Source organism: Corynebacterium sp. HMSC055A01, assembly GCF_001809405.1.
Classification (GTDB): Bacteria; Actinomycetota; Actinomycetes; order Mycobacteriales; family Mycobacteriaceae; genus Corynebacterium; species Corynebacterium hesseae.
On record NZ_KV797588.1, the window covers coordinates 164,457 to 173,820 of the forward strand.

Genomic DNA, 9,364 nt, shown 5'->3' on the forward strand with positions numbered 1-9,364 from the left:
GAAAAGCGCATAAAAATGGCCCCCACGTAAACCGTGGGGGCCATTGATATCGAGGAGGGCTAGATTTTACTTAGCCTTCTCCACGATCTCGACGAGACGGAAGTGCTTGTCCTTGGACAGCGGGCGAGTCTCGGCGATGAGAACGCGGTCGCCGATGCCGGCGGTCTCGTTCTCGTCGTGCGCCTTAACCTTCTTGTTAGTGCGCATAATCTTGCCGTAGAGGGCGTGCTGCTTGCGGTCCTCGAGCTCGACAACGATGGTCTTGTCCATCTTGTCGGAGACAACGATGCCGGTGCGGGTCTTGCGAGCGCCCTTTTCCTTCTTAGTGTTCACGTTTGCCTCACTCATGATTAAGCCTCAGCTCCCGGAGCAACGGACAGGCCCAGCTCGCGCTCGCGCAGAACGGTGTAGATGCGGGCGATGTCGCGCTTAACCGTGCCGATGCGGCGGTTGTTGGTCAGCTGGCCAGTGGCCTTCTGGAAACGAAGGTTGAAGAGCTCTTCCTTCGCATCCTTCAGGCGGGTCTCCAGCTCAGCGTTGTCGAGCTCACGGAACTCGTGGGCGGGGGTACCGGTAGCCATTAGAACTGGTCCTCCTTCTTGATGATGCGGACCTTGCACGGAAGCTTCTGGCCAGCGCGGCGCAGGGCCTCGATGGCAACTTCGTCGTTCGGGTAGGTCATCTCGAAGAGGATGCGGCCCGGCTTAACGTTGGCAACCCACTTCTCGACGGGACCCTTACCGGAACCCATACGCACGCCGAGCGGCTTCTGGGTCAGGGGGCGGTCCGGGAAGATGTTGATCCACACCTTGCCACCGCGCTTAACGTGGCGGTTGATGGCAATACGTGCGGCCTCAATCTGGCGGTTGGTGATGTACGCCGGCTCGAGAGCCTGGATGGCGTAGTCACCGAAGTTGATGCGGTTACCGCCCTTGGACACACCCGAGCGGGTCGGGCGGTGCTGGCGACGGTACTTGACGCGCTTAGGAATCAGCATGGATTAGCCCTCCTGCTTCTGCTGTGCGCGCTGACGACGCTGGCCACCACGGCGCGAGCGACCGTTACGGTCACCGCGGCCACGGCCCTGCGCCGGAGCGTTCAGTTCGGACTCGCGCACGCCACCGACAACGTCACCCTTGTAGATCCACACCTTGATGCCGATGCGGCCGAAGGTGGTGTGGGCCTCTGCGGTGCCGTAGTCGATTTCGGCGCGAAGAGTGTGCAGCGGAACGCGACCCTCGTGGTAGCGCTCAACGCGAGACATTTCTGCACCGCCCAGGCGGCCGGACAGCAGAATCTTGATGCCCTTGACCTGCGGCTGGCGCATAGCGGACTGGATAGCCTTGCGCATTGCACGACGGAATGCGACACGGTTAACCAGCTGCTCCGCGATGGACTGCGCAACCAGGGTTGCGTTGGCGTCGACCTGCTTGACCTCGAGAATGTTGAGGGCAACCATCTTGCCGGTGAGCTTCTCCAGCTCGCGGCGGATGCGGTCAGCCTCAGCGCCGCGGCGGCCAATCACGATGCCCGGGCGGGCGGTGTGAATGTCCACGCGGACGCGGTCGCGGGTGCGCTCGATGACGACGTCGGCAATGCCGGCGCGGTCGAGGCCCTTCTCCAAGTACTCGCGGATCTTGATGTCTTCGGCTACGTAGTTTGCGTAGTCCTTATCGGCGTACCAGTGGGTCTTCCAGTCGGAAGTGATGCCCAAACGTAGGCCGTGAGGATGGATCTTCTGGCCCATTACTTGGCCCCTTCCTTCTGGCTCTCGACAACCACAGTGATGTGGCTGGTGCGCTTACGAATCATGAATGCGCGGCCCTGTGCGCGCGGCTGGAAACGACGCATGGTCGGCCCCTCGTTGGCGTATGCCTCGGAGATAACCAGGGTGCGCGGATCCAGGCCGAAGTTGTTCTCAGCGTTGGCAGCTGCGGATGCAACGACCTTGGCAACCGGCTCAGCGGCGCCCTGCGGAGCGTACTTCAGGATTGCAAGTGCCTCGGCTACGGACTTACCGCGGACCAAGTCGATGACGCGGCGTGCCTTCATCGGGGTAACGCGGACGTAGCGAGCCGTTGCGGATGCGGAGGTGATGGTGTCACTCATCGCTTATCGACGTCCCTTCTTGTCGTCCTTGACGTGACCCTTAAAGGTCTTGGTGGGTGCGAACTCACCGAGCTTGTGACCAACCATGGAGTCCTCGACGAACACCGGCACATGCTTGCGGCCGTCGTGGACGGCGAAGGTGTGACCGATGAAATCGGGCAGGATGGTGGAGCGGCGAGACCAGGTCTTGATGACCTGCTTGGTGCCGGCCTCGTTCTGAGCATCAACCTTGTTGAGGAGGTGCTCATCGACGAACGGGCCCTTCTTAAGGCTGCGTGGCATTGTTTACCTCCTCTTAGCGCTTCTTGTTCGGGCGACGACGGCGCACGATCATGTTGTTCGAGTAACGGTTCGGGTTGCGGGTGCGGCCTTCCTTGTGGCCCCACGGCGACACCGGGTGGCGACCACCCGAGGTCTTACCCTCACCACCACCGTGCGGGTGGTCGACCGGGTTCATAACGACACCGCGGACGGTCGGGCGGACGCCCTTCCAACGCATACGGCCGGCCTTGCCCCAGCGGATGTTCATCTGGTCAGCGTTGCCAACCTCACCGACGGTGGCGCGGCAACGGATGTCGACGCGACGGATCTCAGAGGACGGCATACGCAGGATGGCGTACTTGCCCTCCTTACCCAGCAGCTGGATGGAAGCACCAGCGGAGCGAGCCAGCTTAGCGCCAGCGCCCGGCTTGAGCTCCACAGCGTGGATGGTGGTACCGGTCGGGATGTTGCGCAGCGGCAGGTTGTTGCCAACCTTGATATCTGCGTTCGCACCAGCCTCAACGATGGCGCCCTGCTTCAGGCCCTTCGGGGCGATGATGTAGCGCTTCTCGCCGTCTGCGTAGTGCAGGAGGGCGATGTTAGCGGTACGGTTCGGGTCGTACTCAATGTGAGCGACCTTTGCAGGGATGCCGTCCTTGTCGGTACGACGGAAGTCGATGAGACGGTAACGGCGCTTGTGGCCACCGCCGATGTGGCGGGTGGTGATGCGGCCGTAGTTGTTACGACCACCAGTCTTGCTCAGCGGGCGCAGCAGGGACTTCTCCGGGGTCGAGCGAGTGATTTCCTCGAACTCGGACACGGAGGATGCGCGGCGACCCGGAGTTGTCGGCTTGTACTTACGAATAGCCATAATTCTTCCTTTTCCTTTCGGCTCTTCGGTGGGGCTTAAGCGCCTGCGCCGAAGACGTCGATGGAGTCGCTGCCTTCACGGAGCGTCACGTAGGCGCGCTTGGTGGACTTACGCTGACCGAAACCGGTGCGGGTGCGCTTGCGCTTACCTGCACGGTTCACGGTGTTCACGGAAGCAACCTGCACGCCGAAGATCTGCTCGACGGCATCTTTAATCTGGGTCTTGTTGGAGTCCGTGGAGACGTAGAACGTGTACACGTTCTGCTCCATGAGGCCGTAGGACTTCTCGGACACAACCGGTGCGATGATGACGTCGCGCGGGTTAGCGAGCTTAGCCATTACTTCTCCTCCTTAGCTTCCTCGGCAGCGCCGGTAGCGCGCTCGACGAAGGTGTGCAGAGCCTCAACGGAGAACACAACGTCGTCCGAGTAGAGGACGTCGTAGGTGTTCAGCTGGCCGGCGTCCAGGATCTGGACGTTCGGCAGGTTGTTGGCGCTGCGGCGAGCATTGATGTCCTCGCGGCCGATGACCAGAAGAACGTTCTTGCGGTCGGTGAGGCGCTCGATGAAGGCCTTGGCCTGCTTGGTGGACGGGGTCTGGCCCGGGACGAGCTCCTCAATGACGTGGATGCGCTCGTTACGTGCACGGTCAGACAGTGCGCCGTAGAGAGCAGCCTTGATCATGCGCTTCGGGGTGCGCTGGGAGTAGTCACGCGGGACCGGGCCATGCACGGTGCCGCCGCCGGTGTAGTGCGGAGCACGGATGGAACCCTGGCGGGCGCGGCCGGTGCCCTTCTGGCGGAACGGCTTGCGACCACCACCGCGGACCTCGCCGCGGGTCTTGGTCTTGTGGGTACCCTGACGAGCGGCAGCGAGCTGTGCGTTGACAACCTGGTGCATCAGAGCAATGGATGCCTCGGTGTCAAAGAGCTCGGCCGGCAACTCAACGGTGCCGTTGGTCTTACCGTCAGCGGTCTGGACGTCTAGCTTGAGGTTGCTCATGCGTGTGCACCGCCCTTCACTGCGGTCTTAACGGTGACGAGGCCACCGCGCGCACCCGGGATAGCACCCTTGATGAGCAGCAGGTTGGACTCGGCATCAATCTTCTGAATCTTCAGGTTCTGGGTGGTCACGCGGTCCTGGCCCATGCGGCCAGCCATGCGCTTACCCTTGAAGACGCGGCCCGGGAACGAAGCGCCACCGATGCCACCAACGCGGCGGTGAGCAGCCTGGTTACCGTGGGCAGCGCCCTGGCCTGCGAAGCCGTGGCGCTTCATGGCGCCAGCGTAGCCGTGACCCTTGGTGGTGCCGGTGACGTCAACGAAGGTCACGCCCTCGAAGATGTCCACCTTGACCTCCTGGCCGACCTCGTATGCGGAGGTATCGTCCATGCGGATCTCAGCGACGTAGCGGCGCGGGGTCACGCCAGCCTTCTTGAAGTGACCAGCGGCCGGCTTGTTGGCCTTGCGCGGGTCCTTCTCGCCGAAGGCAATCTGGATGGCGTTGTAGCCATCGGTTTCCTTGGTACGGATCTGGGTAACCACGCACGGGCCAGCCTCGACGACGGTCACCGGCACAACGCGGTTCTCCTCGTCGAAGACCTGGGTCATGCCGAGCTTGGTGCCCAGAATTCCCTTGATCTCGTTTTCACTCATTGTTTGTTCTCCACCAAATACGTTGTGTCGATCGCTTACTGAATATTCACGTCGACGCTTGCCGGAAGGTCGATGCGCATCAGGGCGTCAACGGTCTTCGGGGTCGGGTCGAGAATGTCGATGAGGCGCTTGTGAGTGCGCATCTCGAAGTGCTCGCGAGAGTCCTTGTACTTGTGCGGAGAACGAATAACGGCGTATACGTTCTTCTCGGTTGGGAGCGGCACCGGGCCGACAACACGAGCACCCGTACGGGTAACGGTCTCGACGATCTTCTTAGCAGAAGCGTCGATGGCCTCGTGGTCGTAGGCCTTCAGCCGAATGCGGATTTTTTGTCCCGCCACGCTTATCCTCTTCCTCGCTTCCCCACTTTCACATACCCGGCCTATCCGGGGCGTGAAGCGGTGGGAAATTGCTTCTCGATTTCTCTATAACGTTGTCCGGGCTGGAAGCCATGGCTCAACGCCAGTTGTCTGACTGTCATGACGACCACGAGAGTGACTTAAGGCAAAGCCCAGAGTGCAGTGCTCGTGACGGGGTACAAGACCCGTAGTCAAAGTAAATAGGAAGAAGACTGGGGCGTTAGATCTCAACGATCCGCAACCAAAGTCTTATTCATATACTGCCGCTGTTTATTTGCCATGCCCCTTCTCCGGTCCATCTTCTCGGGGTGCCTCTGCTCAAGCGCGGACCTAGCCCGATCGGATGACCTTCGCGTGCAGCTCTGGAATGAACTCCACAACAAAGGTGTCATGTTCGCCTTACCAGCAACAACGCCCTACAAGCTTGCGCCTGCGGCTACGTTGCTGTGTTAAAGCAACCCCTGTATTTAAGCACGTAACCTCGCGTTTTCCAAACTCCTGCCGAAACAGTGGGTAACATCACGTTTTGGGCAAGGATTGCCTCCCCGCCGCCCCACGTTATGCGTTCGGCGATAAGCTCGTGACGTAGGTACCAACTACACAATGAAAAGGATTGAGCATGGCTGAGAACACCACCCCCAAGGACGTTGCCGAGCAGAACACTCAGGCTGGCGACGCCACCCCGGCACCCGCACCGGAGCGCAACAAGAACCTGGAGACCGACTTCGGCACCACCCGCATCGATGACGTCGTCGTGTCCAAGATCGCCGGAATCGCCGCCCGCGAGGTCTCCGGTGTCGCTGCCCTCGGTGGCGGCGGCGCCCGCATGATGGGTTCTATCCGCGAATCCTTCGGTGCTTCCGAGGACGTGCGCCAGGGCGTCACCGTCGAGGTGAACAACGGCACCGCTTCCATTGATATCGCCATCATCGCCGAGTACGGCGTGGCCATCCACGAGCTCGCCGAGGCCATCCGCCGCAACATCATGAATGCGGTCGAGCGCATGACCGGCCTGAGCGTGGACCGCGTTGACGTCGTCGTCCACGACGTCAAGCTGCCGAAGGAAGAGCAGGATTCCACCGAGTCAGCCCCGGCGGTTACCCAGGGCCAGGCATAACGTGGCCCCTGCCGAGCTGACCCCCTCCATCGCGCAGTCCATAGTGGCGGCGGTGACGGATCTGAGGGGCGTCGCCAAGCTCTCGCCCGGCCGGTTCGGGGAGGTCGCGCTCCTGTTTCCCGGTGAGCGCATACACGGCATCCGCCGCCCCACCCCGCAGGATGACACGCACCTGGAGCTGCACGTCGTCGTTGATGTCAGCGCCGGCGTTCCGCTCGCCGAGCTTGGTGCCGCCACCCGCACCACCGTCCGCAACACCTGGCCCGCGGCGCGCCGCGTGGACGTTGTCTTCGACGACGCGGTGTAGAGGAACCGACACACAGAACTAAAGGAAAACCATGAAGAACTACACCTCCCTCGGCGTGATTGCCGGCTTGGTTCTGGCCTTTTTCATCTACCTCGGCGTGTGGTACGTCGCGCTGGCGGTGCTGCTCGCCGCGGTCGGCGGCGTCATCGGCGCGCATTTCGACGGCCGCATTGACCTCACCGCGGTGTGGAAGGGCGTGGTCGGCCAGGATAGAGGCCGAGGCTAGTGAGCACCGATTCCACCGGGGTCGCCCTCGCCGGGCGGACCCGCTTTTCCCTGCGTGCGATGGAAAAGGTCATTAGCTCCGCCATTGCGAGCGTGCCGGGAACCGCGGCTGTCGACGCTAAGTTAGCCGGCCTCGCCGGCCGCGCTTTTCCGCGGGTGATGGCGCAGATGGACCCGGATACGCAAATGGTGGCGGTCGACGTCGACATTGCTGTGTACTGGCCCTCCCCCGTCACCGCAGTGGCGAAGGCCGTCCGCACGGCGATTCGGGAAGCCGTCCGCGATTTCACGGGCTTTCGTACCACCCGCGTCAACGTGACGGTCGCCGGCGCGGTCGCGGGCGAGCGCACGACCGCACTGGCGGTCGACACCCGCGCGCCGCTAACCCCGCAGATTCCAGCGATTGTTCCGGAACGTGCCCTGAAGCCGGTAGAGGTCTCACCGCACGCAAAGGTTCACCAGGTTGCGGTTCCTTCACCGGTGTCGGTGCGTGCGGTGGCGGTGCCGGAGGCGGTGAAGGTGAGGGGCGTCGGCAAGCAGGCGGACGTTGAAGTGCGCACGGAAGGTTTCGGCCCTGGCGAGCACCGCTACGACGAGCTGCGCCCCGTTCGCACAGCCCCGCCGCAGCGGCTGCGCGCTGTCGCCACCCCCGCGCCCGTGGCCGTCCGTTCCGTACCGGCTCCGCGGGGATTCGCGCTGCGCCGCGTTGAGGCTCCCCGCCCCGTCCAGCCGCGGCGGGTTCAGGTCCCGCAGGCTGCTCCCCTACGCACCCCGCACGCCGAGCCGCTCCAGCTACGCCCCATTGAGATTCGGCCTTCCGCCGAGTTCACACGCCGGGTCGACATTCCACGGCCGACGCCGCTGCGTGCCATCACTATCCGCGAAGGAGTCCATCATGAGTGAGAGCTCCCTTCCCGTTGGCTTTGGCCAGCGCCCGAAAGCATCCCCGCCGGCGCGCGGGTGGACCATCATCGTCGGCATTCTGCTGCTCGCCGCGGCCGTCGTCGCGGGGCGCGAAGCCTGGGTCGTGGGTGCCAAGGAGGGCGGTGTCTCGTGGCTACAGCCATTCATCGACGTGATGTCCACGCCGACTGTCGCCACCTGGATGCTGGTCGCCGGGGGCGTCGCCATCGTCGTCGGGTTAATTTTGCTGTGGGCGGCGTGCGCGCCGCGGAAGGCAATGCACGTGCAGATTGGGTCTGAAGAGGCGTCGATGTGGCTGCGCGCAGTGGACATTGCCCGCGTGGCGTCGGCGACGGCGCGGCGGGTGCCGGGAACTGTGGCGGCGCGGAGTCGGGCGAAGATTTCACAAGGCCGCTCTCAGATCACGGTGACCGCGACCGGCGATACTGACGACGCCCAGCTCAAGGCCCGCGTCACTGAAGCCGTAACGGCGGCGCTTGCGGCGATCACCCCGCCCCCGGAGATCACCGTGGTGATTGAGAATGACGAGGAGGAGGTTGCCAATGTCTAAGACGCTCGCGGGTATAGACCGCACGATTCTCGCTGTCTTGGGGCTCCTGCTCATTGCGTTGGGCGTGTGGCCGATTCTTATACACTTCGAGGTCCCCTTCGCCACATATTTGGCGTCCTGGGTGGACCACGATACGTGGGCTGGTTTGCCGGAACAGACATGGTGGCCGTATGCGCTGTGCTTGGCGACGATCATCTGCAGCCTCGCCGGCCTGTGGCTCGTCATTAGCAACCTGCGGCACCATCGGTTTAACGCGGTGCCCTCGGATGCCTCCGATGAGGAAGGCGCGATTAAAACGGAGATGTCTGCGATTGCGGGTGCGGTGGCGGATACCCTCGCGGCGGTAGAAGGCGTTGAGAAGGTTTCGCGGCTCGTGGCCTATGACCGCTCGCGGCCGACGCTGCAGTATGAAGTGTTGGCGGATCCTGATACGCCCTTGCTGCGTATCAAGGACGCCATTGAGGTTAATGACAGTGACTTCCGCGCGGCGTTCCCTGGGATGGATGTGGATACGCGGTACAAGGTCCACTTCACGAAGGTCCAGTCCGCCTAAGCGCAGCGCGCGTTGAGCCTTTAAGCCCCTCACCTGAGGGGCTTTTCTCGTTTCGTCCCTCCCCACAGCTGCCGTTCCCCCAACCAATCCCTTTCCCTGCCCTTAGTCGGCGTTAACCCCGCCTCTGAGCAGGAATTTTGCCCGTTCCGGTTGCGGGGCCCACGGTGCTGTTTTAGTCTCTGTGCTCATGGGGGATATCGAAACCTACATCCGCCTTCGCAATTCGGGGATTGCGCTGGTGGAAAACATTCCTGGCTCACCTGATGAGCTCCGCGCGCTCGGCGCTTCTGCTTCCGATGCTGCCGAACTAGCACGCCTTAACCAGGTTTATTTCGGTCCCACTCGCTTTAGCGGCAAGCAACGCAAAGCCCGGACCGCAGCCCTCACCCAACGCCACAGCCTAGGCACCCTCACACTCATCGAGTCCTACACCGC

The 9,364-nt window shown here is 62.7% G+C and carries 17 protein-coding genes and 1 pseudogene; 7 read left to right on the plus strand and 11 right to left on the minus strand.

Annotation, left to right across the window (positions count from 1 at the left end; genetic code table 11):
* Window positions 1-66: 66 nt before the first annotated feature.
* From rpsQ to rpsJ, 11 genes are read right to left on the minus strand one after another with little or no spacing between them, the layout of a single operon-like run.
* The gene (gene rpsQ / locus HMPREF2604_RS09175) at window positions 67-348 is read right to left on the minus strand and encodes a 30S ribosomal protein S17 (RefSeq protein WP_070521746.1); all 282 of its coding nucleotides are present in this window, start codon (window positions 346-348) and stop codon (window positions 67-69) included.
* Between the two features lie 2 nt (window positions 349-350).
* On the minus strand, window positions 351-581 hold the full coding sequence (gene rpmC / locus HMPREF2604_RS09180; protein ID WP_005276944.1) for a 50S ribosomal protein L29: 231 nt from the start codon (window positions 579-581) through the stop codon (window positions 351-353).
* Complete coding sequence (rplP, locus tag HMPREF2604_RS09185) at window positions 581-997, minus strand: 50S ribosomal protein L16 (protein WP_070521748.1); 417 nt, start codon at window positions 995-997, stop codon at window positions 581-583. The genes rpmC and rplP overlap by 1 nt, the downstream gene beginning before the upstream one ends.
* Window positions 998-1,000: 3 nt before the next feature.
* Window positions 1,001-1,747 (minus strand): 30S ribosomal protein S3, encoded by a 747-nt coding sequence (gene rpsC, locus HMPREF2604_RS09190; protein ID WP_070446580.1) that lies wholly within the window; start codon window positions 1,745-1,747, stop codon window positions 1,001-1,003.
* Complete coding sequence (gene rplV / locus HMPREF2604_RS09195; protein WP_010189645.1) at window positions 1,747-2,109, minus strand: 50S ribosomal protein L22; 363 nt, start codon at window positions 2,107-2,109, stop codon at window positions 1,747-1,749. Before rplV ends, rpsC begins: the two co-directional genes overlap by 1 nt.
* Window positions 2,110-2,112: 3 nt before the next feature.
* Window positions 2,113-2,391 carry a 30S ribosomal protein S19 gene (gene rpsS, locus HMPREF2604_RS09200; protein WP_010189646.1) on the minus strand — a complete coding sequence of 93 codons (279 nt, stop codon included), beginning with the start codon at window positions 2,389-2,391 and terminating at the stop codon, window positions 2,113-2,115.
* Window positions 2,392-2,404: 13 nt separating this feature from the next.
* On the minus strand, window positions 2,405-3,241 hold the full coding sequence (rplB, locus tag HMPREF2604_RS09205) for a 50S ribosomal protein L2 (protein WP_070563577.1): 837 nt from the start codon (window positions 3,239-3,241) through the stop codon (window positions 2,405-2,407).
* A 35-nt stretch (window positions 3,242-3,276) separates the two neighbouring features.
* On the minus strand, window positions 3,277-3,579 hold the full coding sequence (gene rplW, locus HMPREF2604_RS09210; protein ID WP_070521753.1) for a 50S ribosomal protein L23: 303 nt from the start codon (window positions 3,577-3,579) through the stop codon (window positions 3,277-3,279).
* The gene (gene rplD / locus HMPREF2604_RS09215) at window positions 3,579-4,241 is read right to left on the minus strand and encodes a 50S ribosomal protein L4 (RefSeq protein ID WP_010189650.1); all 663 of its coding nucleotides are present in this window, start codon (window positions 4,239-4,241) and stop codon (window positions 3,579-3,581) included. Before rplD ends, rplW begins: the two co-directional genes overlap by 1 nt.
* Entirely contained in the window at window positions 4,238-4,894 is a 657-nt protein-coding gene (rplC, locus tag HMPREF2604_RS09220) for a 50S ribosomal protein L3 (RefSeq protein ID WP_070521756.1), read from the minus strand. Before rplC ends, rplD begins: the two co-directional genes overlap by 4 nt.
* A gap of 35 nt (window positions 4,895-4,929) precedes the next feature.
* Complete coding sequence (gene rpsJ / locus HMPREF2604_RS09225; protein ID WP_003848085.1) at window positions 4,930-5,235, minus strand: 30S ribosomal protein S10; 306 nt, start codon at window positions 5,233-5,235, stop codon at window positions 4,930-4,932.
* 637 nt (window positions 5,236-5,872) lie between these two features.
* On the opposite strand from rpsJ, the gene HMPREF2604_RS09230 reads away from it, so the two are divergent.
* The 7 genes and pseudogenes from HMPREF2604_RS09230 to HMPREF2604_RS09260 all read left to right on the plus strand — a co-directional run.
* Entirely contained in the window at window positions 5,873-6,370 is a 498-nt protein-coding gene (locus HMPREF2604_RS09230; protein WP_070521759.1) for an Asp23/Gls24 family envelope stress response protein, read from the plus strand.
* A 52-nt stretch (window positions 6,371-6,422) separates the two neighbouring features.
* Window positions 6,423-6,677: a hypothetical protein gene (locus tag HMPREF2604_RS09235; RefSeq protein WP_246816518.1), complete on the plus strand. Its 255-nt coding sequence runs from the start codon at window positions 6,423-6,425 to the stop codon at window positions 6,675-6,677.
* Between the two features lie 31 nt (window positions 6,678-6,708).
* Window positions 6,709-6,903 carry a hypothetical protein gene (locus tag HMPREF2604_RS09240; RefSeq protein WP_010189668.1) on the plus strand — a complete coding sequence of 65 codons (195 nt, stop codon included), beginning with the start codon at window positions 6,709-6,711 and terminating at the stop codon, window positions 6,901-6,903.
* Window positions 6,903-7,805 (plus strand): Asp23/Gls24 family envelope stress response protein, encoded by a 903-nt coding sequence (locus tag HMPREF2604_RS09245; RefSeq protein ID WP_070565067.1) that lies wholly within the window; start codon window positions 6,903-6,905, stop codon window positions 7,803-7,805. Before HMPREF2604_RS09240 ends, HMPREF2604_RS09245 begins: the two co-directional genes overlap by 1 nt.
* Window positions 7,798-8,376, plus strand: coding sequence for a DUF6286 domain-containing protein (locus HMPREF2604_RS09250; protein ID WP_070565071.1), 579 nt, complete (start codon window positions 7,798-7,800; stop codon window positions 8,374-8,376). Before HMPREF2604_RS09245 ends, HMPREF2604_RS09250 begins: the two co-directional genes overlap by 8 nt.
* Window positions 8,369-8,929: an Asp23/Gls24 family envelope stress response protein gene (locus HMPREF2604_RS09255; RefSeq protein ID WP_070565074.1), complete on the plus strand. Its 561-nt coding sequence runs from the start codon at window positions 8,369-8,371 to the stop codon at window positions 8,927-8,929. The genes HMPREF2604_RS09250 and HMPREF2604_RS09255 overlap by 8 nt, the downstream gene beginning before the upstream one ends.
* Before the next feature lie 187 nt (window positions 8,930-9,116).
* Window positions 9,117-9,364, plus strand: a pseudogene (locus tag HMPREF2604_RS09260) (HNH endonuclease); the annotation flags it as partial.

Coding starts and splice junctions, on each gene's coding strand:
- rpmC (WP_005276944.1), bottom strand. CDS start 581: ATGGCTACCGGTACCCCCGCCCACGAGTTCCGTGAGCTCGACAACGCT.
- HMPREF2604_RS09255 (WP_070565074.1), top strand. CDS start 8,369: ATGTCTAAGACGCTCGCGGGTATAGACCGCACGATTCTCGCTGTCTTG.
- rplV (WP_010189645.1), bottom strand. CDS start 2,109: ATGAGTGACACCATCACCTCCGCATCCGCAACGGCTCGCTACGTCCGC.
- rplC (WP_070521756.1), bottom strand. CDS start 4,894: ATGAGTGAAAACGAGATCAAGGGAATTCTGGGCACCAAGCTCGGCATG.
- rplB (WP_070563577.1), bottom strand. CDS start 3,241: ATGGCTATTCGTAAGTACAAGCCGACAACTCCGGGTCGCCGCGCATCC.
- HMPREF2604_RS09240 (WP_010189668.1), top strand. CDS start 6,709: ATGAAGAACTACACCTCCCTCGGCGTGATTGCCGGCTTGGTTCTGGCC.
- rpsC (WP_070446580.1), bottom strand. CDS start 1,747: ATGGGCCAGAAGATCCATCCTCACGGCCTACGTTTGGGCATCACTTCC.
- HMPREF2604_RS09250 (WP_070565071.1), top strand. CDS start 7,798: ATGAGTGAGAGCTCCCTTCCCGTTGGCTTTGGCCAGCGCCCGAAAGCA.
- rplP (WP_070521748.1), bottom strand. CDS start 997: ATGCTGATTCCTAAGCGCGTCAAGTACCGTCGCCAGCACCGCCCGACC.
- rpsS (WP_010189646.1), bottom strand. CDS start 2,391: ATGCCACGCAGCCTTAAGAAGGGCCCGTTCGTCGATGAGCACCTCCTC.
- rpsQ (WP_070521746.1), bottom strand. CDS start 348: ATGAGTGAGGCAAACGTGAACACTAAGAAGGAAAAGGGCGCTCGCAAG.
- HMPREF2604_RS09230 (WP_070521759.1), top strand. CDS start 5,873: ATGGCTGAGAACACCACCCCCAAGGACGTTGCCGAGCAGAACACTCAG.
- rplD (WP_010189650.1), bottom strand. CDS start 4,241: ATGAGCAACCTCAAGCTAGACGTCCAGACCGCTGACGGTAAGACCAAC.
- rplW (WP_070521753.1), bottom strand. CDS start 3,579: ATGGCTAAGCTCGCTAACCCGCGCGACGTCATCATCGCACCGGTTGTG.